We start from the raw sequence: 24620 nt of genomic DNA, 5'->3' as shown, positions 1-24620 counted from the left end.
CTGACTATGGCACCCTGCACACTAAACTTTGTTTGGAATACTGCCTGCCATGACTTCACTTTCCCCACGGGACATCGAGGCGCGCTACCGCTTTGCACGCGAGATCGCCCGCGCCGCCGCCGATCTCGCCTTCAGCTTTTATCAACGGCGGCAAAGTCTGGCCGTCGAGTTTAAACAGGGCCTGCAGGACGTGGTCAGCGAAGCCGACCGCCGCGTCGAAGCGCTGATCCGCCGCATGATCAATCGCCGGTTTCCCCAGGACGGTTTTCTCGGCGAGGAAAGCGGCGGCACCGACGATAACGCCTCCTGCGTATGGGTCGTCGATCCGATCGACGGCACCGCCTGCTTCCTGAACGGGCTGCATACCTGGTGTATCGCGATAAGCGTGGTGATCGACGGTGAGCCGACGATCGGCGTGGTCTACGATCCCAACCACCGCGAGATGTTCCGCGCCTGTCGCGGCCAAGGCGCTTTCCTGAACGGGGAACCGATCGCCGTGCATGCCGGGCGCAGCGTCGCGGATGGCGTGATGGGCGTCGGGATTTCACCGCGCGCTTCGGCGGCGGAATTCAGCGGCTTTCTCTGTCGCCTGCTGCAGACGGGAGGGATGTTTGTGCGCAGCGGCTCCGGCGCGTTGATGACCGCCCAGGTGGCCGCCGGACGGCTGCTGGGCTATTACGAACCGCACATGAACGCCTGGGACAGCCTGCCTGGGCTGGTGCTGACGCGCGAAGCCGGCGGCGTGACGAATGACTTTATGCACCACAACGGGCTGCGACGCGGCAACCCGCTGCTGCTGGCCAACGCGGCGCTCTATCCGCAGTTGGCCGAGCTGATTCAAACGCCGGGCTTGATCGGCTCGACGTGCCCTATCGCGCGCGTAATGGCCGGATAAAGCGCGCGCAGCCGCCGTTCAATCAGATCGACCGCATCGTGCGCGGCGGCGATGGTCACCGCCGGCGAGACCCGGCAGTGGAAGTTAACGATGATGCCGCCGTCGGTCTTGCGCGCGCGGATGTTATGGACGTCTTGCACCATCTCTCCCTGCTCCAGCGCCGACTGCAGTATCCGCCGAATATCGGCCAACTCCGCCGCGTCGACATCCTCGCTGGCCAGCCAATGCGGCGTCTGCGGCTCCAGATGCGTCTCTATTTCAGTGTTTTCGCCGATCGCCTGGCGCAGGATCCCTTCTATTTCCGTGGCGATGTCATGCGCCTGCGCCACGCTGGCATGGGCCGGCACCGCCAAATCCATGCCGATCGCCATACGCGTCGGCAACTGCTGCAGGGTCACATTCTGCACCTGCGCGCCGTGGTTGGCGGCGATCGCCCGAATGCGCGTCGCCATGTCTTCGTCGCTGCGGGTCTGCGGCACCGCGATGACGGTGAATTCCGCCCTGGCGTACTGCTCCCGCAGCCGTTCGACGATCTCTCGCTTCAGCGCATCGATGCGCTCCAGCGGCAAGGTGCGGCACACCGCCACCGTGATCTCGACAAACAGCACCGCGCCGGCGTTGCGAATGCGCACGCTGTCGCAAGCCAGCACCGCCGGGAAGCTGTCCAGCGTGGCGCGAATGTCTTCGGTCGTTCCGGCCGGCGCAGCGTCCATCAGCGAGTCGAAAGAGCGCTTACCCAATTTAATCGCCGCGATGAAGATAAAACCGGCGACGATCAGCGCCGCAATGGCGTCCGCACGGCCAAAACCCAGCAGCACAAACACCATGCCCAGCAGCACCACGCCGGACGAAAGCATGTCGGAGAAGAAATGCAGCGCATCCGCTTCCAGCGCCGCGCTGTCGGTCGCTTTAGCGACGCGGTTGAGCGCCCGCACGCGGAAGAAATCGACGCAGATGGAGATCAGCAGCACCGCGATCACCACCGGCGCCGCGACGATCTTATGCGGTTGCCCGAGCAGGCTGCCGCCCGCCTCATAGACAATCCAACCGGCGGCAGCCAACAACAGCAACACCTCGAACAGCGCCGCCAGGTTTTCCACCTTGCCGTGGCCGAAGTGGTGATCGTCATCGGCGGGCTTATCGCTGATGCGCACCGCCAGCCAGGTAATGCTGGTGGCGATAAAATCGGTAAAAGAGTGGATCCCTTCGGATATCAGGCCAATACTGCCGGTGAAAATGCCGGCGACGAATTTGCCCGTAGCCAGCAACCCGCTGGCGATCATCGAGTTTCTGGCCACGGCCTGCTTTTCATTTTGCATGATGCTGCTCACATTCGGACGGTGATTTATTTTTTTACTTTAGAGGATAATTGCCAGACAAAGGCGATCAGCAGCATACTGCCAGAGAATGTCAGCATGAGGCTAGTAAGAAAATTGGATTTTCCGGTGGAATAAAAATAAATCTCATTAACGCCCACCGAGATCATTAAAATGGCGTAGAGCAATCCCAGAATAAGAATCGTCATTATTATCAACTCCCGTTTTAGGCTGCGCGTTCAGCGCGCCGCTAAATCCTCCCCATAATAAATAGCGATCGCGGGGAGGATGCATCTAGGCGGATCTTTAGCGTTCATCAATCATCCCATTTGGTGCTCATATAGGCCGCCAACAGGCCCAGCGAGCTGATCATTGCCAGGAATCCCATAAAAATAGTCATGTTTCCCATTATTTTGTCCTCAGGTTAAATGTTATCGATAAAAGCCCCTTGCGTTAAATATCGGGGTTGGTCGGCGTCCATGGTTTTTAACGTCCTCCTCAGGTTTGTCACATTCCCGCCCTTTACGGGCGGAGCGGTTTAAATACCCAAAACGTGCTGGGCGATTTTGAAATAAATAATCAGGCCGGTGCCATCGATAAAGGTGGCGATAAACGGCGCCGACACCACGGCAGGATCGATGCCGAGCCGTTTCAGCAGCATCGGAATGATCGATGAAACAATGGCGCTCCACACGGTGATCGCCACCAGCGACAGGCTGACGACCAGCGTCACCTCCATGCCGACGCCCATGATCCAGGCGCGCACCCAGGCCGCCAGGCCAATGGTGACGGCGATCAGCAGCGAGGTCGTGACCTCCTTGCGGATCACCGCGCCCAGATTGCGCAGGCTGACCTCGCCCAGCGCCATGGCGCGCACCAGCGTCGAGGTGATCTGGGTGCCGCTGTTGCCGCCGGTGCCGATCAGCAGCGGGATGAAGAACGCCAGCGCAATCGCCGCTTCGAGCTGATCTTCAAACGCTTTCAGCACGTTGCCGGTGTAAGCTTCGGCGACGAACAGCATCAGCAGCCACACCGAACGTTTGCGCCACAGCGCCCACGGGCTGGTCTCCAGATAAGGCTTGTCCAGCGGCAGGCTCGCGCCCTGGCGTTGTGCATCCTCGGTGTTTTCATCTTCGACCAGCCGGGCGATCTCACGCTCGCCCAGTACGCCGACCAGCGTGTTGTTGGCCACCACCGGCACCACGTCCAGCCCCCCTTTGCCCAGCAGATGCGCCACGTCGTTGCGGTCATCGTCGGGTGAAACCTGGAAATAGCTGTAATCCATCATCACGCCGACGGCTTTATCCTGTTCTTCGCACTGCAACAGTTTTTTCACCGACAGTGTGCCGCGCAGATGATAATCGTCCGCGGTAATAAAGACCCGGGTAGGAATTTCGTCCGTTTTGAGCTGTGAAAGTAAATATTCCCGGGCATGATTGACCGTCATCGTCGCGGGAACGGTAATAAAATCGGCGTTCATATAACCGGCGACCGAAGTTTCATCGAGAGTTTCAGTCGCGCTCAGCGCCGGAGAAGAAGAGTATTGATGTGACTTGATCATTTTGTCAGTCCCTATTTCTGTTGTGAACTTCAACAGCGAATCGCATAGGGGCGTAACCACAGAGGGAGTGCAGACTGCCTATCTCCGCGTCCAGGTTTTAGCACTATACAACGTATCCGAGCTGTTGCTCGGAAGTTACTTTGGGCTGAACCTTAATCCGATAAAGCCTGTCTTAACCTTGGGCATCTCTCGATGTCGTCAGATCAGTAACCTGTGTTTGTATAGGAGCCTCGCCAAACGAGATACTGCATATAAACTACCGGCGCAGTATAGGCGTTGATTTATCCGGCGGGAAGAAAAGATTGCCCGTCGTTTATGGAGTATTTAGGATAATGTTATTAAACGGACATTTATAAAGACGGCTGATATAAATCAGCCGTCTTTTATTTTTCAGTGTTCGAGAATGTAGACGTTTTTATCGTATAAGGCGCCCTGACGAGTAAAGTCGATCCCCTTCACGTAAGGTTTGATGAGCGTGGCGTTGGCTTCGTAGTATACCGGCGCTACCGGCGTATCGACGGCCAGCACCGCCTCGGCCTGCTGGAAATATTGCTGCACCTGCTGCGGTGTCGGCGCCGCCGTCGCCTGGTGCAAAATGCGATCGTACGCCGGGTTGCGGTATTTGGGGCTGTTCTCGCTGCTGTCGGAACGGAACACGTTCAGGAAGGTAGAAGGATCGTCGTAATCCGCCAGCCAGCGGGTAAAGGCCACGCCGTACTGCCCGCGGTTGATATTGTCCAGCGTGACTTTGCGCTCCTGGCTTTGCAAGGTGGCCTCTGCGCCAAGGTTCTTTTTCCACATGGCGGCGGCGGCGATGACGATCTTCTTGATGGTGGCGTCATTGCTGTACAACACGGTAAAGCGCAGCGGATGCTCGGCGTTGAAACCGGCCTCCGCCAGCAGTTGCTTCGCCTGGGCGTGGCGTTGTTCCGGCGTCAAACCGGACGCGGCGCCGGGCTGCAGGCGATAGCCGCCCGCGCCGGTCGGGGTAAAGGTCCAGGCCGGCTGCTGGCCGTATCCCAACACTTTGCCGGCGACGATCTCTTTATCCAGCGCCAGGTTCAGCGCCTGGCGCACCCGCACATCGTTAAACGGCGCCTGCTGATTATTGAAAGCGAAATAACTGGTGGAGAGCAGCGGATAAGTCACCAGCTGTTGCTCGCCGAGCGTTTTTTTCAGTTGCTGATACAGCTCCGGCGGCGTGGTATACCCCAGCTCAACCTCACCGGCGCGAAAACGCGCCACTTCCGGGAAGCCCTGGATCGGCAAGAAGGTTACCTTGTTGAGCACGGTATTGGCGTTATCCCAATACTGCGGGTTACGTTCCACCACCACCTTTTCGTTCACCACCCACTGGCTGAGGCGAAACGCCCCGTTGCCGACAAAGTGCGCCGGCTGCGTCCAGTTTTTGCCGTACTGCTCCACCACCTTGCGGTTAACCGGCAAAACCGGGAAATGCACCAGTTGCTTGAGCAGATAGGAATTGGGCTCCGACAGCGTCACCTGCAGAGTGTGCGCATCCAGCGCCTTGACGCCCAGCTCGCTCGGCGGTTTGCTGCCGGCGTTGATCGCCGCCGCATTCAGCAAGTAGGCCGAAGCCAGATAGCTGCCGTACGGCGAGGCGGTTTTCGGATCGGTGAGGCGCCGCCAGCTGTAAACGAAATCGTCGGCGGTCACCGGATCGCCGTTCGACCATTTGGCCTGCGGCCGCAGGTGGAAAGTCCAGACGTTGCCCTGATGCTCCCATTTCTGCGCCAGCGCCGGGATGGCTGCGCCGTCTTTTCCGACGCGCAGCAGACCTTCGAACAGATCGTTGAAGATATAGAACTCCACATTGCTCTCGGCCAGGTTCGGATCCAGCGTCGCCGGTTCATACCCGTTGGCCCGCACCAGCTCTTGCACCGCCGCCAGTTTAACGCCTGCCGGCACCTCGGCGGCATGGGTAGCCGTAGCGTTAAAAGCCAGGAGGATTAAACCAGCCAGTTTCTTGCCATTAAATGAATATTTCACGTCGATATCCCTGATTAGTGTTTTATCGCGTTTAATATGCAATGAGGCAGTGGAATAAATTAAATTATTAATCGCTATGAGTCATAACCAAAAGCGGTGTTGAATTTCTTTCATTATCAAAGAAGTACTGGCGACGGAACGATGAAGAACACGAGGATAAACGCGGAGACCGGCATTGCCGCCGGGAACGCCGTGAATCGGCGGTGACATAAATTCAGGCAATCAATATAGATTATTCCAGCCGAAGCTTAACATATCCTTAGGGCAATTCATTTTGTGAGCGATCGTCAAAAATAATTTAATACGAATCGTTTTCACTATCATTATTGATGTTCTTGGCTAAAATCGGCCTGCTTGCGCTTGCCAGGCGATATTCGTTTTCTTCATTCGAACGCTATAAAGGATAACTGCATGAAGCTGCGTATTTCATCTCTCGGCCCCGTCGCCCTGCTCGCCTCCTCGATGATGCTGGCCTTTGGCGCTCAGGCGGCCTCCGCCGACCAGGGCATCGTTATTTACAACGCCCAGCATGAAAATCTGGTGAAATCCTGGGTCGACGGGTTTACCAAAGACACCGGCATCAAAGTCACGCTGCGCAACGGCGGCGACAGCGAGCTGGGCAATCAGCTGGTGCAGGAAGGCAGCGCCTCGCCTGCCGACGTGTTCCTGACGGAAAACTCCCCGGCGATGGTGTTGGTGGATAACGCCAAGCTGTTCGCCCCGCTGGACGCCGCCACGCTGGCCCAGGTGGAACCACAATATCGCCCAAGCCACGGCCGCTGGATCGGCATCGCCGCCCGTTCTACCGTGTTTGTTTATAACCCGGCCAAACTGAGCGACGCGCAGTTGCCGAAGTCACTGCTGGATCTGGCCAAACCGGAATGGAAAGGCCGTTGGGCCGCTTCGCCATCGGGCGCCGATTTCCAGGCGATCGTCAGCGCGCTGCTGGAGCTGAAAGGCGAGAAAGCCACGCTGGCGTGGCTGAAAGCGATGAAAACCAACTTCACCGCCTATAAGGGCAACAGCACGGTAATGAAAGCGGTCAATGCCGGCCAGGTCGACAGCGGTGTGATCTATCACTACTACCCGTTCGTGGATGGCGCGAAAACCGGCGAAAACAGCAATAACATCAAGCTGTATTACTTCAAACATCAGGATCCTGGCGCGTTCGTCAGCATCTCCGGCGGCGGCGTGCTGGCTTCCAGCAAGCATCAGCAGCAGGCGCAGGCGTTCATCAAGTGGATCACCGGCAAACAGGGCCAGGAAATCCTGCGCACCAACAACGCCTTCGAATACGCCGTCGGCGTCGGCGCGGCCTCCAACCCGAAACTGGTGCCGCTGAAAGATCTGGACGCACCGAAAGTAGACGCTGCACAGCTGAACAGTAAAAAAGTTGTCGAACTGATGACCGAGGCCGGCCTGCTGTAAGGCCCGCCGGCAAACCGAGAGTTTTTGATCGTTATGTCAAACCTGAGTACCCACGCCGTGCAGACCGCGCGGCGTTATTCTGTTGTCCCCCGTCACCCGCGGCCAGGGGCGATCGTGGTGGTCAGCGCCGTGTTGCTGTCGCTGCTGGCGCTGTTGCCGCTGGGATTCGTTATCGGCGTGGCGTTTGAAACCGGCTGGCAAACGGTCAAAGCACTGGTTTTCCGCCCACGCGTGGCGGAACTGCTGTTGAATACTCTGTTGTTGGTGGTGTTGACGCTGCCGATCTGCGCCGTGCTGGGCGTGGCCCTGGCCTGGTTGACCGAACGCACCACGCTGCCGGGCCGCCGTCTCTGGGCGGTATTGGCGACCGCGCCGCTGGCGGTGCCGGCCTTCGTGCAAAGCTATGCCTGGATCAGCCTGGTGCCGTCGATGCACGGCCTGGGCGCCGGCGTTTTCATCTCGGTGCTCGCTTATTTCCCGTTTATCTACCTGCCGGCCGCCGCCGTGCTGCGCCGCCTGGATCCCGGTATCGAGGACGTCGCCACCTCACTCGGCTCGCGGCCGCCGGCGGTGTTTTTCCGCGTGGTATTGCCTCAATTGAAACTGGCGGTCTGGGGCGGCTCGCTGCTGATCGCGCTGCACCTGCTGGCGGAGTATGGCCTGTACGCCATGATCCGTTTTGATACCTTCACCACCGCGATCTTCGATCAGTTCCAGTCGACCTTCAACGGCCCGGCGGCCAACATGCTGGCCGGCGTGTTGGTGCTGTGCTGCCTGGGGCTGCTGTTGCTTGAGGCGATAAGCCGCGGCCGCGCGCGCTACGCCCGCGTCGGTTCCGGCAGCGCCCGCAGCCAAACGCCGCGCCGCCTTTCGCCGCCGCTCGCCGCGCTGGCGCTGCTGCTGCCGATCGCGCTGACCGCGCTGGCGTTGGGCGTGCCTTTCATCACCCTGGCCCGCTGGCTGTGGCTGGGTGGATTCGAGGTGTGGCGCAACGCCGAGCTGTGGCCCGCGCTGTGGCAAACGCTGTCGCTGTCCGCCGCTGGCGCGCTGCTGATCACGCTGTGCGCCATTCCGATGGCCTGGCTGTCGGTACGCTATCCGGCCCGACTGTATCGGGTGCTGGAAGGCTGCAACTATGTGACCAGTTCGCTGCCCGGCATCGTGGTGGCGCTGGCGCTGGTGACCATCACCATTCACAGCTTCAGGCCGATTTACCAGACCGAAATCACCCTGCTGCTGGCGTATCTGCTGATGTTTATGCCGCGGGCGCTAATCAATCTGCGCGCCGGTATCGCACAGGCGCCGGTGGAATTGGAAAACGTGGCGCGCAGCCTGGGCAAATCGCCGGCGCAGGCGTTGTGGAGCACCACGCTGCGGCTGGCGGCGCCGGGCGCCGCTGCGGGCGCGGCGCTGGTATTCCTGGCGATCGCCAATGAACTGACCGCCACGCTGCTGCTGGCGCCGAACGGCACCCGCACGCTGGCCACCGGCTTCTGGGCGCTGACCAGCGAGATAGACTACGTCGCCGCCGCGCCTTATGCGCTGATTATGGTGGCGCTGTCATTGCCGCTCACCTGGCTTCTTTATTCTCAATCTAAACGCACGGCGGGACTATGAGCACGCTCGAACTGCACGGTATCGGAAAATCTTACAACGCCATCAGAGTGCTGGAACACATCGACCTGCAGGTTGCCGCCGGCAGCCGCACGGCGATCGTCGGCCCTTCCGGTTCCGGCAAAACCACTCTGCTGCGCATCATCGCCGGCTTTGAAATCCCAGACGGCGGCCAGATCCTGCTGCAGGGACAAGCCATGGGCAACGGCGGCGGCTGGGTGCCTGCGCATCTGCGCGGCATCGGTTTCGTTCCGCAGGATGGCGCGCTGTTCCCGCATTTTACCGTCGCCGGCAACATCGGTTTTGGCCTCAAAGGCGGCAAGCGCGAGAAACAGCGGCGCATCGAGGCGCTGATGGAGATGGTGGCGCTGGATCGCCGTCTGGCGGCGCTGTGGCCGCACGAGTTGTCCGGCGGGCAGCAACAGCGGGTCGCGCTGGCGCGCGCCCTGTCGCAGCAACCCCGGCTGATGCTGCTGGATGAACCGTTCTCGGCGCTGGATACCGGCCTGCGCGCCGCCACCCGCAAAGCGGTGGCCGAACTGCTGACGGAGGCCAAGGTGGCGTCGATTCTGGTCACCCACGATCAGAGCGAGGCGCTGTCGTTCGCCGATCAGGTGGCGGTGATGCGCAGCGGCCGGCTGGCGCAGGTGGGCGCGCCGCAGGATCTCTATCTGCGGCCGGTTGATGAGCCGACCGCCAGCTTCCTTGGCGAAACGCTGGTGTTGACCGCCGAACTGGCGCACGGCTGGGCCGACTGCGCACTGGGGCGCATCGCCGTCGACGATCGCCAACGCAGCGGCCCGGCGCGCATCATGTTGCGCCCGGAGCAGATTCAAATCGGTTTGTCCGATCCGGCGCAGCGCGGCCAGGCGGTGATCACCGGCATCGATTTCGCCGGCTTCGTCTCCACCCTCAATCTGCAAATGGCCGCCGACGGCGCGCAGCTCGAGATCAAAACCGTCAGCCGCGAAGGCCTGCGGCCCGGGGCGCAGGTCAGTCTCAACGTGATGGGGCAAGCGCATATTTTCACCGGCTGAGAGTGTGGGGAGCGACCCTTGACGTTCCCCTCGCCACCGCGCATTATCAATGGCATGAATCGCATCGCGCACGCCCTCACCACCACCACCGCAACCGCCACGCAATGGCGGGCTGCACGGGTGCGCAACAGCTAACGACGTATCCCCAAGCCCCGCCAGCCATGGCCGGGGTTTTTTATTTCTCCGTGCCCGCCGGCAATTTCATTACGGAGAAGACCTATGCCAACTATCCCCGCACCGCGCAGCGCCCTGCTGGTTATCGACATGCAAGTCGGCCTGTTCGCCTCGCCGGACGATCCGCCGTTCGCCGCCGAAACCCTTCTGGCGAAGACCCATGCGTTGATACGCGCCGCACGCGTGGCGAATGCGCTCGTGGTGTTTATTCGCCACACCGGCCCGGCAGGTTCACCTATCGCCGTAAACAGTCCGCTGTGGCAAGTTCACCCCGATCTCGACACCGATGCGCAAGCCGACTGGTTCATCGATAAAACCCATCCCAGCTGTTTTTACCGGACTGGCCTGGCGGAGCGGCTTAAGCAAGCCGGCATCGGTCGGTTGGTGATTTCGGGAATGAAAACGCAATACTGCGTAGACACCGCGTGTCGGCGCGGCGCGGAGTTGGGATTTGACCTGGTGTTGGCCGCCGATGCCCATAGCTGTTCGGACACGGCGGCGCTCGGCGCCGACGCCATTATCCGTCACCATAACCAGACCCTGTCGGGGCCGTTCGTGACGCTGGCGCTGGCGGAAGAGGTGAAATTCTAAAACACGCGCGACTTGGCTGTCAGGCCGGGCCAACGCCCGGCCTTCTCAGCGGCAAATCTTGTCGCGGCGCGGCTTTTTCGGCGCCAGCAGATAATCCACCACGCTTTCGTCAACGCAGCTGTCGATACCGTTCAGCGCCAGCGTATGCCCGTCGCGTTCGCGGGTGATCAGCGGGCTTTTAAAGGCGGCGGCCATCGCTTGGGCATTGCGGTACGGCGTGGTCGGATCGTAGCGCTGCGCGACGAACAGCAGCGGCGGCAGCGCGGCGGACGCCACCGGGGTGTGCGGCCGATCTTTGCCGCGGTACGGCCACAGATCGCACATTTCCAGCGGATACTCGTGCAACGGCAGGTAGTGAGCGTACAAAGCGGCGGTATTGATCTCCTGCCGCTGCCTGCGCAACTGCTGCGGATCGGCCGTTGGGTTGGCGACGTCGGCGCAGGTGATGACGTTCAGGGCATCATCGGCGTCCGGCGAATAGCTTTCGTCGATCAGATCGGAAACCTGTTGCCCGGCGATGCCGGCATCGAGCTGACGCAGTACGGTGGCCAGTTCATGCCAGCGCTCCGGCCACAACAGCAGCGAACGCGTCACCGTCAGCACATCGTCGGCGGAGATTTCATAGCCTGCCGCAGTGACGAACGGCTGCTCGTGCAGCTTGCGCAGCAAAGCGTGATAACGCTGAAGCGCCTGATTGGCGCCGCCACCCAGCTGGCAGCTGTCGGTTTTGCCGCAGTAGGCGGCGAAGCGCAGGAAGCTTTGCTGAAACCCCCGTTCCTGGTTCAGCCGCTGGGTGAAATCGTCCTCCGCCAGATCCACCACCCCGTCCAGCACCAGCGCGCGCGTTTTCTTCGGAAAACGTTCGGCATACAGCGCCGCCACCTTGGTGCCGTAAGAGTACGCCACCGCCGTCAGCCCCGGGTCGCCCAGCGCGTGGCGGATTGCGTTCAGATCGTTGACCGCCTCGTCGGTGCCGATGTGTTGCAACACGTCCGCGCCGGTTTGTTTGATGCAGGCGGCAATCAGGGCGCGCGTCTGATTCTCCGCACCGGTCACGTCGTTGTCGTCCGGTTCAGGGAGTTCGTCACCTTCGGCCACCTGACAGGAGATTTTCGGCGTCGATTGGCCGACGCCGCGCGGATCGTAACCGATGATGTCGTAGGATTTACGCAATCTGGCGACGTGGGCGTCGTTGCCTAAATAGGGGTTGATGCCCGGCAGGCCCGGGCCGCCGCTGATCGTCACCACGCTGCCCTTTTTCGGCCCGGTGGCGGGCAGCAGGGTCAGCGCCAGGCGCACGGTCTGTTCACCCGCCGGCACCGTCTGGGCGGGCGGCGTGGCGTACGCCAGCGGCACCTCGAGATAGCCGCAGCGCAGCCCCGGCGGCGGCGCCTCATCGAACCAGCGCTGAAAGCCGCTGTTGAGACAAGATTGCCAACGAATGCCGTTCCCGGCCGCCGCCCCGTGGAGCGCAGGCTTGGCCTGAGCGGGCAACGCGGCGGCGGTCGCGGCGAGCAGCGCCAGAATACGCAGTACTGACATGGGGAGTCCTTTCAACTCAACGAATCGGTCAAAGGGTAAAGATTCTCGGTTAAACCGCTAGCCAATAGAACATAAAAAAACGCGCGGGTGAAGCCGACGCCGCGCGTATGGAAAGACTTTTCTTTGCTCAGATTGATCTTATAACGCACAGAATGCTGCAAAAAATGCCATTCACCTGCTAGGCTTAGGGTTCGTTAACCCACAAGGAACAGGAGAGCAGCATGTTTGGAAAAGCGGAAGACAAAGCCAATGAAGCCGCAGGCGCGGTACAAGAAGCGTTCGGCAAAGCCGTTGATTCTCCGGAGCATCAGGTGCGCGGCGCGGCGCGCAAATACGCCTCCCAGGCCAGCTATGCCGCCCGAGACGCGGCGGATAGCGTAAGAACCCAGGTGGAAGCCAACCCGCTGGCCGGCGTAGCCGTTGCGGCGGCGGTCGGCATCGTTTTCGGCTTCTTGCTGGGACGCAAATAAGCGGCGAACGCGCCGCTCGACAACAGGCCCGTTACGGGCCTTTTTTTCGCCCTTTCTTCGCCTGCGTGCAAACTTTCATCTATCACAGCCATCGCTTAAAAAAACCAACGCCTTCAACTACGATTAGTTTGTGACCAGAGCGAGGCTCTGCGATCCGGCGGATAACCCTATGAGGATTATCACCATTATCCATGCTGTTTAAGCCGCTCTCCTTCACGCGGCTAAGAAAGGTTGATTATGGCTCGCACCACCCCTATCGAACGTTACCGCAATATCGGCATCTCCGCGCATATCGATGCCGGCAAGACCACCACCACCGAGCGGATTCTGTTTTACACCGGGGTCAGCCACAAGCTGGGTGAAGTGCATGACGGCGCGGCGACCATGGACTGGATGGCGCAGGAACAGGAGCGCGGCATCACCATCACCTCGGCGGCAACCACCTGCTTCTGGAACGGCATGCAGCATAATTATCCGCAGCACCGCATCAATATCATCGACACCCCCGGGCACGTCGATTTCACCATTGAAGTGGAGCGCTCGATGCGCGTGCTGGACGGCGCCGTGATGGTCTATGACTCGGTGGGCGGCGTGCAGCCGCAGTCGGAAACCGTCTGGCGGCAGGCCAACAAGTACAAGGTGCCGCGGCTGGCGTTCGTCAACAAGATGGACCGCATCGGCGCGGACTTTTTCCGCGTACGCAAAATGATGATCGAGCGCCTCAAAGCCAATCCGGTGCCGATCGTTATTCCTATCGGCGCCGAAGACCACTTCAGCGGCGTGGTGGATCTGGTGCGGATGAAAGCCATTCTGTGGGACGAAGCCTCGCAGGGCATGAACTTCAGCTTCGAAGAGATCCCGGCAGAGCTGCGCGACTCGGCGCAGGAGTGGCGTGAAAATATGATTGAGGCCGCCGCCGAAGCCTCGGAAGAACTGATGGAGAAATACCTTAACCAGGTGCCGCTGAGCGAAGAGGAGATCGTTCACGGGCTGCGGGTGCGCACCGTCGCCGGCGAAATTCAGCCGATGCTGTGCGGGTCGGCGTTCCGCAACAAGGGGGTGCAGCGCATGCTGGACGCGGTGATCGAGCTGATGCCCTCGCCGCTCGACGTGCCGCCGATGGAAGGCCACGGCGAACACGATGAAATAATCACCCGCAAAGCCGACGATAATGAAAAATTCTCGGCGCTGGCGTTCAAGCTGATGACCGATCCGTTCGTCGGCCAACTCACCTTCGTGCGCGTCTACTCCGGGGTGCTGGCCAAAGGCAGCAGCGTTTACAACCCGATCAAGGGCAAAAAGGAACGCATCGGCCGCATCGTGCAAATGCATGCCAACGATCGTAAGGACATCGACGAGTTGCACGCCGGCGACATCGCCGCCTGCGTCGGCCTGAAGGACGTCACCACCGGCGATACGCTGTGCGACCCTGGCGCCATCATTACGCTGGAGCGCATGACCTTCCCCGAACCGGTGATCGCCCAGGCGATCGAGCCGAAGACCAAGGGCGACCAGGAGAAAATGGGCATCGCGCTGCAGCGCCTCTCTTCGGAAGATCCGTCGTTCCGCGTGCGCACCGATGAAGAATCCGGCCAAACCATCATCTACGGCATGGGCGAGCTGCATCTGGAGATCATCGTCGATCGCATGCGCCGCGAGTTCGGGGTGGAGACCACCACCGGCAAGCCGCAGGTGTCGTACCGCGAAACCATCCGCAAACGGGTGGCCGACGTGGAAGGCAAGTTCGTGCGCCAGTCCGGCGGTAAAGGGCAATACGGCCACGTGGTGCTGACCGTCGAGCCGAACGAACCCGGCAAAGGCTTCGAGTTCTTCGATGAAATCAAGGGCGGCGTCATTCCCGGCGAGTTTATTCCGGCGGTGAAAAAAGGCGTGGCCGAGGCGCTGAACAACGGCGTGCTGGCCGGTTATCAGGTGGTGGACGTCAAAGTGCACCTGACCTTCGGTTCTTACCATGACGTCGACTCGTCGGAACAGGCGTTCCGCATGGCGGCGATCTTCGGCTTCAAGGACGCCTGCCGTCTGGCGGATCCGGTGATCCTTGAGCCGATCATGTCGGTGGAAGTGGAAACGCCGGAGGATTACGCCGGCAACGTGATGGGCGACCTCTCCTCACGCCGCGGTCTGGTGCAGGGCATGGAAGAGATCCCGGGCGGCGGCGGCAAGGAGATTCGCGCCAAGGTGCCGCTGTCCGAGATGTTCGGTTACTCGACCACCCTGCGTTCGATGTCGCAGGGCCGCGCCACCTACACCATGGAATTCAGTCACTACGCCGAAGCACCGCGCAACGTGGCCGAAGAGATCATTCACCACAGCAAGCGTTAACCCTCACGCCCGCCGCCACGGCGGGCGTCATCTCGGTTTGTCTTCCAGCGCCACCACCACCGGCTGCGGCTTGATGCGCATGGCGTACACCACGCCGACGATCAGGCAAACGATGCCGGCCAGCGTCAGCAGCGGCGGCCAGGCCTGGCGCAGCAGAAAGGTATAGGCCAACCCCGCCAGAATTTCGAACACGATGAGCGGCCCCACCAACACCGTCGGCAGCCGCTGGCTGGCTTCGTTCCAGCACAGCGCCCCCAGCCAGGAGCAGAACACGCCAATAACCAGCATCAGCGGGATAAACACCTCAGGGCGCGGGCCGAACGGCAAGGCGAACGCCGGTTCGCTCAGCGCCAATTGGCCGCAGACCGCCAGATAGCCCAGCAGCGCCAGCGGCAGCGTCACCAGCCCTTGCGCCGTGGCCCAGGTGGCCGGCCGCTGCGTCGGATTCTCCCGCAGCCAGCGTGAATTGCGCAGCGGGAACCAGGTCCAGCACGCCACCGCCAACACGGCCAGCCCAAGACCGCTGAGATAGCGCCAGCCGTCGATCGGCACCGCATTGCCGCGCAGCTCGGCGACGTTCACGCACGCTAACCCGCAGACGATCAGCAGCAACGCCGGCGCCAGCTGGCCCCAGGCCAGGCGCCCGTCATGCCGGCCGTAAAACAGATTGGCGCAAATGGCGATCACCACCGGCAAGGTGCCGATGATCATGGTCGACACCGGTGCGCCAGTGCGCTGAATGGCGCTGGCCAGGCACAGGTAGTACAACAGATTGCCGATGGCCGTCAGCTTGAGTGCTTCCAGCCAATCCTGACGCCGCAGCTTGCGCAGACGGCGACGATCAAACCACGCCAGCGGCAAGGTAATCAGCCCAAAGGCCAGATAGCGCCCGGTGGACTGCAGCGCGGCGGGATAGTCCGGCACCAGCAGCGGGCCGACGAAAATCAGTCCCCACATCAGCCCGGCGGCCAGGGCAAAAACAACGCCAATGAACATAACGACTCCGACAAACGGCCGGCGCGGCCAACCCGCCCGACAAGACAGCGGCAGAGTAGCGAAAACGCGGGGAGGAATTATTGTAGCAGGTTGCTGTTTTAGCCCAATTTCACCTGTTTCTGGAAACGCACTGGCGTGACACCGTAACGATTGGCGAAGGCGCGCGTCAGGTGCGCCTGATCGGTCAGCCCCGCCGCCGCCGCCACCTGTGCGGCGGGCATGCCGCGCTCCAGCATGCGTTTGGCCTGCGACAGCCGGATCGCCATCAGCATCTGCTGCGGCGAGACGTGATATTCGGCCTTGAACTTGCGCAGGAAATGGTACGGGCTGAGCGACACCAGCTCGGCCAGTTGGTTGAGCGTTATAGCCTCGGCGAAGTTATCGTGCAGGTAGCTTTTCACCACCTCGAAACGGTGCGCCGCCTCGGCTTTATCCCGGCGCCCGGTGCGGATGTGCGGTTGCAGCAACGCCACCGCTTCCAACAGCAGGCCGTCGAGCGTAAGCGGATCGTCGGTTTGCCACAGCGCGGCGAGAATGGCGGACAGGCGCTGCGCCGCCCGCGGATCGTGGCGCACCGCATCGGTAAACCACTGGCTCCGATCGCCGGACAGCTGCTCCAGCGCCTCGGGCGCCAGATAGAGCATGCGGTAACACCAACCGCCCGGCGTTTCGGCTTCGCCGGTATGCAGCTCATCAGGATTCATCAGCACCAGCGCGCCCGGCGCCGCCAGGTGCTGCGCCCCGCGATAGCGAAAACGCTCCGCCCCGGCATCCACGGTGCCGATGGCGAAGGCGTCATGGGTATGCGGCTCGAAGGCATAGCGTTCGATATGCGCCTGATAGAGTTCGACGCCGGGCAGATGCGACAAATGCCGGAACTGCGCGCAATCCTTTTCGAACGGAAACTGTTGTGGTACCCCTTGCACCCGACCTCCTCATCCGTGCTGACAATCTGCTCAGCATAGCCAAAACATCGCCGATTGAGTAGCCGCTCTGGTCCTTTCGTGCCCCTCGCCTGGACGATCGCCGCCATTCGGCGTAGGGTTAAGATCCCTGTCCCATTCAGGCGCGCCGCATCGCGAAACTCAGCGGCCCCTGACCACTCCGCAAACAAGAGGCAACAATGTATCCGGATACTCAACTGTATATCGATGGACAATGGCGCAATGCGCTGGCCGGGAAAACCCTGCCTGTCACCAACCCCGCCAGCGACGAGGTAATCGGTCAGGTGGCGCACGCCGCCACAGAGGATCTCGATCTGGCGTTGGCCGCCACCGCGCGCGGGTTTAACGTCTGGCGCGACACCGCCGCGCACCAGCGCGCCAACCTGATGCGCAAAGCCGCTGCGCTGCTGCGCGAACGCGCCGACGCCATCGCCGCCATCATGACGCAGGAACAGGGTAAGCCGGTGGCGCAGGCCAAAATCGAGATTCTCAACGCCGCCGACGTTATCGACTGGTTCGCCGGTGAAGCCACCCGTACCTACGGGCAGATTATTCCGTCCCGCGCTCGCGACGTGCAGCAGCAAACCCTGAAACTGCCGGTCGGCCCGGTAGCCGCCTTCACGCCGTGGAACTTCCCGATCAACCAGATCGTGCGCAAGCTGTCCGCCGCGCTGGCGGCGGGCTGCTCCATCATCGTCAAAGGCCCGGAAGAAACGCCGGCCTCACCGGCAGAGCTGATCAAAGCCTTCGCCGACGCCGGTATCCCAGCCGGGGTGATCGCGCTGGTGTACGGCACCCCGGCGGAAATCTCGGAATACCTGATCCCGCATCCGACCATTCGCAAGATCTCCTTCACCGGCTCCACCCGCGTGGGCAAGCATCTGGCGGCGCTGGCCGGCCAGCATATGAAAAAGGCCACCATGGAGCTGGGCGGCCACGCGCCGGTGCTGATCTTCGACGACGCCGATCTTGACGCGGCGGCCAAAGAGCTGGCGCAGTCCAAGTTCCGCAACGCCGGCCAGGTCTGTATCGCCCCGACCCGCTTCCTGATCCAGCAAGGCGTTTACGAGGCCTTCGTGGAGAAATTTACCGCCGCCGTGCGTGAGCTCAAGCTCGGCAACGGGCTGGAAGACGGCGTGACGATGGGGCCGATGGTGCTGAGCCGCAGCGTCGACAATATCGAGGCGCTGGTGCAGGACGCTATCGCCCACGGGGCGAAGGCCAGCACGGGCGGCAAACGCGTGGCGGGCAAAGGCAACTTCTTCGAACCGACTGTGCTGCGTGATGTGCCGCTGAGCGCACGCGCCATGTCGGAAGAGCCGTTTGGCCCGGTCGCCCTGCTGCGCCCGTTCGCCACTTATGACGAGGCGATCGCCGAAGCCAACCGCCTGCCGTACGGCCTGGCCGCCTACGCCTACAGCCGCAACATCGCCACCGTCAATGCGCTGGGGCGCGACGTGGAGAGCGGCATGCTGAGCATCAACCACATCGGTTTCGGCCTGCCGGAAACGCCGTTTGGCGGCGTGAAAGACTCCGGTCACGGCACCGAAGGCGGCAGCGAAGCGATCGAGTCCTACCTGGAAACGCGCTTTGTCACCGTCGCCGGCCGATAAGCGCCCGGCGGATGGATAGCCAGAAGCCCCGCAATGCGGGGCTTTTTTTTTACTCGCGAGCCAGTTCGAACAGCCGCCGCGCCGCCGGGGTCAGCCCCAGCATGTGAATGCAGGCATGCACCATGCCCGGCAACCGTTCGCAGCGCACGGTCACCCCCGCCTCACGCAGCCGCTGTGCATATTGTTCGGCCTCATCGCGCAGCGGATCGTATTCGCAGCTCAGGATGGCGGCCGGCGGCAATCCGCGCAGCGTGGCGGCATGCAACGGTTCCGCGCCGGGATCGCGCCGCTGGCCCAGATACTGCTGCCAACAAAACACCATCGCGTCGCGCGTCAGAAAGTGCCCCTCGGCAAACTCGCGATAGCTCTTCGTCGCCATTTCGCGGCTGAGCGCCGGGTACAACAGCAGTTGACGTTCAATGTACGGGCCGCCGCGATCCCGCGCCAACAGTGCGACCGCCGCCACCAGATTGCCCCCGGCGCTATCACCGCCCACTGCCAGGCGCTTCGCGTCAATCCCCAACTGCGGCGCCCGTTGTGCCACCCAGCAGAGCGCCTGATAGACATCTTCCAGCGGCTGTGGAAACGGGTATTCCGGCGCCAGCCGATAGTCAACCGACAGGATCACCCGGCCGGTGGCATTAGCCAACGCCTGACAAGGCCGATCGTACAACGCCAGTGAGCCGAGGCACCAGCCGCCGCCGTGGGCGAACAGCATCGCCGGCTGCGCGGTCGTGCCGTTTTCCCCCGCCGGTAGATAGGCGCGCAGCGCCATCCGGTGTCCATCGGCGGCGACCACCGTATAGTCCCTGACGCCGCCGCTCGGTTCCGCCTCGCCCTGCAGCTGGCGTAAACCGGTTTCCGTGGCCGCGCGCATTGCCGCCAGCGAAGCGGGCGGTGGCACGGCGGCCGACGCCGTCAAAAAGGCGGCGATGCGTTCATCAAGCGGCACGCTGCTCTCCCGCCAGGAATGGCGTAATCAGTGCAATAAATTCCTCATGACACTCCTCGGTAATGAAATGCCCGCAGCCGGCGACCGTTTCGCCTCGCAGATCGTGCGCATTGCCCCGAAGCGTGGTCAGCGGCGCATCGCCGGTGGCGTGCTCCGCTCCCACCGTCAACACCGGCATCGTCAAGGGCGTAGCGGCGCGCAGCCGGTTCTGGCGAACGGTTTCCGGGATCGCCCGGTAATAGTCGAATCCGGCGCGCAATCCGCCCGGCGCCGAATAGGCGGCGATATACACCTGCGCCGCTACCCGATCGCGCCGATAGGACCAGCGGTTGAAGATATAGCCAAGATACTCCCGCTCGCGCCCCTGGGTCAGTGCCTCCGGCAAATCCGCCAGCTGGTTGAACATGAAATGCCACAGGAAGATATTCTCCTCCGGCGCGACGAAAATCGGCGGCGGCGGCGCCAGACCGGGGATCACCGCCTCCGTCAGCACCAGACGTTCCACCGCCTGCGGGAAGTCGCTCGCCATGGCGTAACCGACCCACATGCCGATGTCGTGGCCGACCAGTTGGTAACGTTCATGGCCCAGCTGCAACATCATCGCGTGCAGCGCCGCGCCGATGCTGCCGGTATCGTAACCGCCGACGGGCTTGTCAGAATCACCGATGCCCGGCGGGTCGACGGCGATCGCCTGAAAACCGGCCGCCGACAGCGCTTGCATCACATGGCGCCAGGTGTACCAGGTTTGCGGCCAGCCGGGGATCAGCAGCACCGGCCGCCCTTCACCGGCCACCACGCAGTGAATGCGCCGGCCGTTGACCTGGAGATAGACGTGTTCCGCCACGAGATCCGCTAACGGGATCTCGTTCTGTCGATATTGCATGGGGTGACTCCCTGAAAGGTTAAGGCTCAGCGAATGCCAAGCAAGGCATTGATCTGTTGTGGGTTGACCGGCGCGCCGGCGAAGTCGTCGAACACTTTGTCGGTGACGCGGATAATGCGATCGCGAATGAAGGCCGCGCCTTCGCGCGCGCCATCCTGCGGATTTTTCAGGCAACATTCCCACTCCAGCGTCGCCCAGCCCGAATAGCCGTACTGCGTCAGGCGCGAAAAGATGCCGCTGAAATCGACCTGGCCGTCGCCCAACGAGCGGAAACGGCCGGCACGATCGACCCAGGATTGATAGCCGCCGTAAATGCCCTGGCGACCGGTCGGATTGAACTCGGCGTCCTTGACGTGGAACATGCCGATAACATCCTTATAGATATCGATAAATTCCAGATAGTTAAGCTGCTGCAGCACCATATGGCTCGGATCGAACAGCACCCGGCAACGCGGGTGGTTGCCCACGCGCTCAAGAAACATTTCGAACGTCACGCCGTCGTGCAGATCCTCACTCGGGTGAATTTCATAACACAGGTTGATGCCCTGCTCCTCGCAGGCGTCGAGCACCGGCAGCCAGCGTTTGGCGAGTTCGTCGAACGCGGTATCGATCAATCCTTCCGGACGCTGTGGGAACGGGAACAGATAGGGCCAGGCCAGCGAACCGGAAAAGGTGCCCAGCTCGCTGAGCCCGAGCCGCGCCGACGCTTTCACCACCAACAACATTTGCTGCCGCGCCCACTCGCCGCGCGCCTGCGGATTGCCCTGCAGCGCCGGGGGCGCGAAACTGTCAAACAGCGCATCGTAAGCCGGGTGTACCGCCATCAGCTGGCCGAAGATATGGCTGGTCAATTCGCTGACTACCAACCCCTGCTCCGCCAACATGCCGGTCAGATCGTCACAGTAGGTTTGGCTTTCCGCGGCGGTGGCCACGTCGAATAAACGCCGATCCCAGGCCGGGATCTGCAAGGCGGTAAACCCGGTTTGCGCCGCCCACTCGGCGATGGCCGGCAGGCTGTTGAACGGCGCTGTCTCATCGCTGAACTGCGCGAGATGCAAGCTTGGACCTTTGAGGGTTTTCATCGTAAACTCCTATTGGTTGTCGATTGACAAACAATAGGAGCAAAGCGAATTGACCGCAAGCGAAATTTATAAAGACATTGGTATTCCCGTCGATTTAAGCGATCCTATGTCGCTGAATGACAGGTAAATTGGAGCAGCGAATGGCAGGCAGACCGCGCGAGTTCGATCGCGAACAGGCGCTCTTGAAGGCGCGAAACTTATTCTGGCGGCAAGGTTACGAAGGCACCTCGATGTCGGATCTGGTGGCGGAATTGGGCATTGCTTCCGCGCGCATCTACAAGGCGTTCGGCTCCAAAGAGCAGCTGTTCCGCGAGGCGATCGCCAGTTACGAAGCCGAGGAAGGCGGCTTCGCCGATCGCGCCTTCGCACAGGAAAGCGGCATTCGCCCGGCGATCCAACGTATGCTGGAAGATGCCGTGCGCCTCTACAGTCGGCCGGATCTGCCGCAGGGCTGCATGGTGGTCTCCGCCGCCGCCAGCGTCAGTGCGGAAAACGATGGGCTCAAAACCTGGCTGGCAGAGCATCGGTTGCAGCGTACGCAGCAGATCGTCGAACGGCTGCGGCAGGCGGTGCAAACCGGCGAATTGCCCGCCGACACCGACGCTGACAACCTGGGGGACTACTTCGCCGTCTTCCTGCACGGGCTGTCGATTCAGGCGCGTGACGGCGTCACTGAAACGCGACTATTGGATGCGGTAAAGGTGGCGCTGACGGTACTGGGCGACGCTTAATCTTCCGGCAGATCGACAATCACCAGCGTGCCTTCGCTGCCCGGCAATACGCGGTGCGGTACGCCGGCCGCGGCCTGATACAGCTGGCCGGCCCGCACCACCACCTCTTCCCCGGCCACCTGCAGCCGCAGGTGGCCGCTGATCACCAGCAACCCTTCGCTGTAATCATGCACTTCATCCGCAATGCTGCGCGCATCCATACGCAGCACTTTGATGTTGGCCGCACCGACGCGGCCCAGCACGGAGGAACGCCAAGCCTCGGGCAGTTCGGCCGCCTGCTGGTTTAAATCGAACAGCATCGTCATACCTTATCGCTACAGAGGAACCGGCACTCTACTGCAAAGCCGTCCCCTGCTGAAAGACGCGTTGGTTGTAGATTATGCCCCGGCGTTCTGAGCCGCCGCCTCACGGCGCAGCCACTGCCGCAGATTTTCGCCCTCCTGCGACAGCTCACTATCCAGCCGAGCGCACAGGTAATAATCGCGGCCGTCATCGATCGGCAGATCGAACATTTTGATCAACTCACCGCTCTCAAGGTACTGGGCGATTAACGGTTCACGCATCAACGCGCACCCTAACCCCGCCTGCACCGCCGCCAACGTCAACAATCCATCCTCGAACATCGGGCCGATACTGCGCAGCGGGCGCTTGACGCCGGCCTGCTGAAACCATTGCATCCAGGTATTGCGCTCCTCGTCGTGCAGCAGCGGCAGCGTCGCCAGCTGATCCGGCGTATCGAGCAGACCGTGCAGTTTACTGAATGCCCGGCTGCACACCGGCACCATTTTTCCGGACATCAGCTTCTCGCTGCGATAGCCGGTCCACTGCCCAACCCCGAAGCGGATCGACAGATCGGCGGCGTCGCTCAGGTAATTGCGGTGGTTGGCGTAGACCACATTGATGTCGATATCCGGGTTTTCGCGCAGAAAACCGCGCAGCCGCGGAATGAACCAGCCCATGCCGAACAGCGGGATCAGGCTGATGGTCACCTGCCGCGACGCGGATTGTTCACGCACGTGTTCGGTCGCCTACCGCAGCACGTTGAACGCCGAGCGAATCGAACGGTAGTACTCCCGCCCCTCGCTGCGCAGCACCAGGTTACGCCCCTGCCGTTCGGTCAACGGCATCTGCAAAAATGCCTCCAGCGTTTTGAGTTGATGACTGACCGCCGAAGGCGAAATCATCAGCTCGTTAGCCGCCGCGCTGATGCCACCCAGGCGCGCGATGGCTTCGAACGCCCGCACGGCGCGCAGCGGCGGATCGTTCGGCAGCATCGGCAATGGCTCATCGTACTGTTCTGTTTTTTTCATATATTGACTGTTTTTGGGAAATCGACACTGAAGGAATGGATTCAATATACATAAAAATCAATACATTAAAATCACTCGTTTTTTGTATAAGAAAGTATTTTTCCGTATTTTACAATTTTTTTAAATTCTCTACTGTGAGCCTCTGACTCATTATCTCCGGACTCTCCTTATGGATACGCTGGTACAGCAAACCGTCAACGGTTTGATGCTCGGCAGCATTTATGCGCTGATCGCGCTCGGCTACACCATGGTGTACGGCATCCTGCGCATCATCAACTTCGCGCACGGCGACGTGCTGATGGTCGGGGCGCTGAGCGCGCTGTCGGCGATCGGGGTGTTGCAGCACCACTTTCCCGCGTTACCGCCCTACGCCACGCTGCTGCTGGCGGCCCTGTTCGCCATGGCTATCTGCGCCATCATCTCGATGGCGATCGAGCGCCTGGCCTATCGCCGGCTGCGTAATGCGCCACGCCTGGCCCCGCTGATCAGCGGCATCGGCGTGTCACTGCTGCTGCAAACCCTGGCGATGCTGATCTGGTCACGCAATCCCCTGATGTTTCCGCAGCTGTTGCCGATGGCGCCCATCGCCCTGACCGCAGGCAGCGCCGAACATGCGCCGGCGGTGATCACCGGCACGGCGATCGTCACGCTGGCGGTGGCCGTGGCGGTGATGGCCGGCCTCTGGCTGCTGGTCGAACACAGCCGTTTCGGCCGCGCCATGCGCGCCACGGCGGAAAACCCGCAGGTCGCCGGCCTGATGGGCATCAGTCCTGACCGCATCATCGTTCTGACCTTCGCGCTCGGCGGCGCGTTGGCGGCGGTGGCCGGCATCATGATGGCCAGCAACTACGGCAACGCCGGTTTCTCGATGGGCTTTCTGCCGGGCATCAAGGCGTTTACCGCCGCCGTGCTCGGCGGCATCGGCAACCTGCGCGGCGCGATGCTTGGCGGTTTGCTGCTGGGTCTGTTCGAATCACTGGGCACCGGCTATCTCGGCGAGCTGACCGGCGGCGTGTTCGGCAGCAACTACCAGGACGTGTTCGCGTTTCTGGTGCTGATCGCCGTGCTGGTCTTCCGCCCCTCCGGGCTGTTGGGCGAACGCATCGCCACGCGCGCATAAGGACATCA

22 protein-coding genes, 1 pseudogene and 1 riboswitch are annotated in these 24620 nt (G+C 61.6%); of the genes and pseudogenes, 10 read left to right on the top strand and 13 right to left on the bottom strand.

What is annotated here, in order from left to right; all coding sequences use genetic code 11:
* Positions 1-49 precede the first annotated feature (49 nt).
* On the top strand, positions 50-895 hold the full coding sequence (locus ACJ8PL_RS14445; RefSeq protein ID WP_239441879.1) for an inositol monophosphatase family protein: 846 nt from the start codon (positions 50-52) through the stop codon (positions 893-895).
* Here ACJ8PL_RS14445 and ACJ8PL_RS14440 read toward each other — a convergent pair.
* The 5 genes from ACJ8PL_RS14440 to ACJ8PL_RS14420 form a co-directional block, all read right to left on the bottom strand.
* Positions 838-2214 (bottom strand): cation diffusion facilitator family transporter, encoded by a 1377-nt coding sequence (locus ACJ8PL_RS14440; RefSeq protein WP_079452096.1) that lies wholly within the window; start codon positions 2212-2214, stop codon positions 838-840. The genes ACJ8PL_RS14445 and ACJ8PL_RS14440 overlap by 58 nt on opposite strands.
* 26 nt (positions 2215-2240) lie before the next feature.
* Entirely contained in the window at positions 2241-2420 is a 180-nt protein-coding gene (locus ACJ8PL_RS14435) for a hypothetical protein (RefSeq protein WP_004938106.1), read from the bottom strand.
* Between the two features lie 107 nt (positions 2421-2527).
* Entirely contained in the window at positions 2528-2620 is a 93-nt protein-coding gene (mgtS, locus tag ACJ8PL_RS14430) for a protein MgtS (protein WP_004938109.1), read from the bottom strand.
* Between the two features lie 129 nt (positions 2621-2749).
* On the bottom strand, positions 2750-3772 hold the full coding sequence (locus tag ACJ8PL_RS14425; protein ID WP_016927641.1) for a magnesium transporter: 1023 nt from the start codon (positions 3770-3772) through the stop codon (positions 2750-2752).
* Positions 3773-3847: 75 nt separating this feature from the next.
* Positions 3848-4021: riboswitch (M-box (ykoK) riboswitch) on the bottom strand.
* A gap of 141 nt (positions 4022-4162) precedes the next feature.
* A complete protein-coding gene (locus ACJ8PL_RS14420; RefSeq protein WP_442531234.1) occupies positions 4163-5782 on the bottom strand; it encodes an ABC transporter substrate-binding protein in 1620 nt (539 codons plus the stop codon).
* 411 nt (positions 5783-6193) lie between these two features.
* Here ACJ8PL_RS14420 and ACJ8PL_RS14415 point away from each other — a divergent pair, with 411 nt between their 5' ends.
* The 4 genes from ACJ8PL_RS14415 to ACJ8PL_RS14400 all read left to right on the top strand — a co-directional run bounded on the left by ACJ8PL_RS14415 (position 6194) and on the right by ACJ8PL_RS14400 (position 10626).
* Complete coding sequence (locus tag ACJ8PL_RS14415; RefSeq protein WP_016927639.1) at positions 6194-7210, top strand: iron ABC transporter substrate-binding protein; 1017 nt, start codon at positions 6194-6196, stop codon at positions 7208-7210.
* A 33-nt stretch (positions 7211-7243) separates the two neighbouring features.
* Positions 7244-8827, top strand: coding sequence for an ABC transporter permease (locus ACJ8PL_RS14410; RefSeq protein ID WP_079449750.1), 1584 nt, complete (start codon positions 7244-7246; stop codon positions 8825-8827).
* Complete coding sequence (locus ACJ8PL_RS14405) at positions 8824-9861, top strand: ABC transporter ATP-binding protein (protein ID WP_079452095.1); 1038 nt, start codon at positions 8824-8826, stop codon at positions 9859-9861. Before ACJ8PL_RS14410 ends, ACJ8PL_RS14405 begins: the two co-directional genes overlap by 4 nt.
* Positions 9862-10080: 219 nt before the next feature.
* Positions 10081-10626: a cysteine hydrolase family protein gene (locus ACJ8PL_RS14400; RefSeq protein WP_033650334.1), complete on the top strand. Its 546-nt coding sequence runs from the start codon at positions 10081-10083 to the stop codon at positions 10624-10626.
* A 45-nt stretch (positions 10627-10671) separates the two neighbouring features.
* Here the strand turns inward: ACJ8PL_RS14400 and ACJ8PL_RS14395 are convergent, their stop codons facing one another.
* Positions 10672-12168, bottom strand: a complete 1497-nt coding sequence (locus ACJ8PL_RS14395) for an alpha/beta hydrolase (protein WP_016927635.1) — start codon at positions 12166-12168, stop codon at positions 10672-10674.
* A 221-nt stretch (positions 12169-12389) separates the two neighbouring features.
* Between ACJ8PL_RS14395 and ACJ8PL_RS14390 the strand changes: the two genes are divergently transcribed.
* The gene (locus ACJ8PL_RS14390) at positions 12390-12638 is read left to right on the top strand and encodes a CsbD family protein (RefSeq protein WP_016927634.1); all 249 of its coding nucleotides are present in this window, start codon (positions 12390-12392) and stop codon (positions 12636-12638) included.
* A 237-nt stretch (positions 12639-12875) separates the two neighbouring features.
* Complete coding sequence (gene fusA / locus ACJ8PL_RS14385) at positions 12876-14981, top strand: elongation factor G (protein ID WP_016927633.1); 2106 nt, start codon at positions 12876-12878, stop codon at positions 14979-14981.
* 27 nt (positions 14982-15008) lie between these two features.
* On the opposite strand, the gene ACJ8PL_RS14380 is transcribed toward fusA, so the two are convergent.
* Complete coding sequence (locus tag ACJ8PL_RS14380) at positions 15009-15977, bottom strand: DMT family transporter (RefSeq protein ID WP_079449753.1); 969 nt, start codon at positions 15975-15977, stop codon at positions 15009-15011.
* A gap of 98 nt (positions 15978-16075) precedes the next feature.
* Complete coding sequence (locus ACJ8PL_RS14375; RefSeq protein ID WP_397609145.1) at positions 16076-16903, bottom strand: AraC family transcriptional regulator; 828 nt, start codon at positions 16901-16903, stop codon at positions 16076-16078.
* Between the two features lie 197 nt (positions 16904-17100).
* On the opposite strand from ACJ8PL_RS14375, the gene ACJ8PL_RS14370 reads away from it, so the two are divergent.
* Entirely contained in the window at positions 17101-18534 is a 1434-nt protein-coding gene (locus tag ACJ8PL_RS14370; protein ID WP_016927630.1) for an NAD-dependent succinate-semialdehyde dehydrogenase, read from the top strand.
* A 49-nt stretch (positions 18535-18583) separates the two neighbouring features.
* On the opposite strand, the gene ACJ8PL_RS14365 is transcribed toward ACJ8PL_RS14370, so the two are convergent.
* The 3 genes from ACJ8PL_RS14365 to ACJ8PL_RS14355 are packed head-to-tail and all read right to left on the bottom strand — an operon-like array spanning position 18584 to position 21451.
* A complete protein-coding gene (locus ACJ8PL_RS14365) occupies positions 18584-19486 on the bottom strand; it encodes an alpha/beta hydrolase (RefSeq protein WP_016927629.1) in 903 nt (300 codons plus the stop codon).
* Entirely contained in the window at positions 19476-20369 is an 894-nt protein-coding gene (locus ACJ8PL_RS14360) for an alpha/beta fold hydrolase (protein ID WP_116403597.1), read from the bottom strand. The genes ACJ8PL_RS14365 and ACJ8PL_RS14360 overlap by 11 nt, the downstream gene beginning before the upstream one ends.
* Positions 20370-20395: 26 nt before the next feature.
* Positions 20396-21451, bottom strand: coding sequence for a sugar phosphate isomerase/epimerase family protein (locus ACJ8PL_RS14355; RefSeq protein WP_116403596.1), 1056 nt, complete (start codon positions 21449-21451; stop codon positions 20396-20398).
* A gap of 140 nt (positions 21452-21591) precedes the next feature.
* On the opposite strand from ACJ8PL_RS14355, the gene ACJ8PL_RS14350 reads away from it, so the two are divergent.
* Positions 21592-22182, top strand: a complete 591-nt coding sequence (locus ACJ8PL_RS14350) for a TetR/AcrR family transcriptional regulator (RefSeq protein ID WP_097101965.1) — start codon at positions 21592-21594, stop codon at positions 22180-22182.
* On the opposite strand, the gene ACJ8PL_RS14345 is transcribed toward ACJ8PL_RS14350, so the two are convergent.
* Together ACJ8PL_RS14345 and ACJ8PL_RS14340 are read right to left on the bottom strand one after the other, a co-directional pair.
* On the bottom strand, positions 22179-22481 hold the full coding sequence (locus ACJ8PL_RS14345) for a cupin domain-containing protein (protein WP_028127440.1): 303 nt from the start codon (positions 22479-22481) through the stop codon (positions 22179-22181). The genes ACJ8PL_RS14350 and ACJ8PL_RS14345 overlap by 4 nt on opposite strands.
* A gap of 78 nt (positions 22482-22559) precedes the next feature.
* Positions 22560-23492 (bottom strand): annotated as a pseudogene (locus ACJ8PL_RS14340) (LysR substrate-binding domain-containing protein).
* Positions 23493-23661: 169 nt separating this feature from the next.
* Between ACJ8PL_RS14340 and ACJ8PL_RS14335 the strand changes: the two are divergent.
* A complete protein-coding gene (locus ACJ8PL_RS14335) occupies positions 23662-24612 on the top strand; it encodes a branched-chain amino acid ABC transporter permease (RefSeq protein WP_079452090.1) in 951 nt (316 codons plus the stop codon).
* Positions 24613-24620 lie beyond the last annotated feature (8 nt).

Origin of the sequence: Serratia sp. CY83965 (assembly GCF_052166375.1) — a bacterium.
Lineage (GTDB): Bacteria > Pseudomonadota > Gammaproteobacteria > Enterobacterales > Enterobacteriaceae > Serratia > Serratia marcescens.
Note: the sequence above shows the minus strand (reverse complement) of the source record. Positions and strands in the feature narration are given on the sequence as shown.

Bases quoted from the DNA above. Each gene is read 5' to 3' on its own strand.
- ACJ8PL_RS14370 (WP_016927630.1), top strand. From the start codon at position 17,101: ATGTATCCGGATACTCAACTGTATATCGATGGACAATGGCGCAATGCG.
- ACJ8PL_RS14445 (WP_239441879.1), top strand. From the start codon at position 50: ATGACTTCACTTTCCCCACGGGACATCGAGGCGCGCTACCGCTTTGCA.
- ACJ8PL_RS14425 (WP_016927641.1), bottom strand. From the start codon at position 3,772: ATGATCAAGTCACATCAATACTCTTCTTCTCCGGCGCTGAGCGCGACT.
- ACJ8PL_RS14435 (WP_004938106.1), bottom strand. From the start codon at position 2,420: ATGACGATTCTTATTCTGGGATTGCTCTACGCCATTTTAATGATCTCG.
- ACJ8PL_RS14335 (WP_079452090.1), top strand. From the start codon at position 23,662: ATGGATACGCTGGTACAGCAAACCGTCAACGGTTTGATGCTCGGCAGC.
- ACJ8PL_RS14380 (WP_079449753.1), bottom strand. From the start codon at position 15,977: ATGTTCATTGGCGTTGTTTTTGCCCTGGCCGCCGGGCTGATGTGGGGA.
- ACJ8PL_RS14390 (WP_016927634.1), top strand. From the start codon at position 12,390: ATGTTTGGAAAAGCGGAAGACAAAGCCAATGAAGCCGCAGGCGCGGTA.
- ACJ8PL_RS14410 (WP_079449750.1), top strand. From the start codon at position 7,244: ATGTCAAACCTGAGTACCCACGCCGTGCAGACCGCGCGGCGTTATTCT.
- ACJ8PL_RS14400 (WP_033650334.1), top strand. From the start codon at position 10,081: ATGCCAACTATCCCCGCACCGCGCAGCGCCCTGCTGGTTATCGACATG.
- mgtS (WP_004938109.1), bottom strand. From the start codon at position 2,620: ATGGGAAACATGACTATTTTTATGGGATTCCTGGCAATGATCAGCTCG.
- ACJ8PL_RS14405 (WP_079452095.1), top strand. From the start codon at position 8,824: ATGAGCACGCTCGAACTGCACGGTATCGGAAAATCTTACAACGCCATC.
- ACJ8PL_RS14355 (WP_116403596.1), bottom strand. From the start codon at position 21,451: ATGAAAACCCTCAAAGGTCCAAGCTTGCATCTCGCGCAGTTCAGCGAT.
- ACJ8PL_RS14415 (WP_016927639.1), top strand. From the start codon at position 6,194: ATGAAGCTGCGTATTTCATCTCTCGGCCCCGTCGCCCTGCTCGCCTCC.
- ACJ8PL_RS14345 (WP_028127440.1), bottom strand. From the start codon at position 22,481: ATGCTGTTCGATTTAAACCAGCAGGCGGCCGAACTGCCCGAGGCTTGG.
- ACJ8PL_RS14440 (WP_079452096.1), bottom strand. From the start codon at position 2,214: ATGCAAAATGAAAAGCAGGCCGTGGCCAGAAACTCGATGATCGCCAGC.
- ACJ8PL_RS14395 (WP_016927635.1), bottom strand. From the start codon at position 12,168: ATGTCAGTACTGCGTATTCTGGCGCTGCTCGCCGCGACCGCCGCCGCG.
- ACJ8PL_RS14360 (WP_116403597.1), bottom strand. From the start codon at position 20,369: ATGCAATATCGACAGAACGAGATCCCGTTAGCGGATCTCGTGGCGGAA.
- fusA (WP_016927633.1), top strand. From the start codon at position 12,876: ATGGCTCGCACCACCCCTATCGAACGTTACCGCAATATCGGCATCTCC.
- ACJ8PL_RS14350 (WP_097101965.1), top strand. From the start codon at position 21,592: ATGGCAGGCAGACCGCGCGAGTTCGATCGCGAACAGGCGCTCTTGAAG.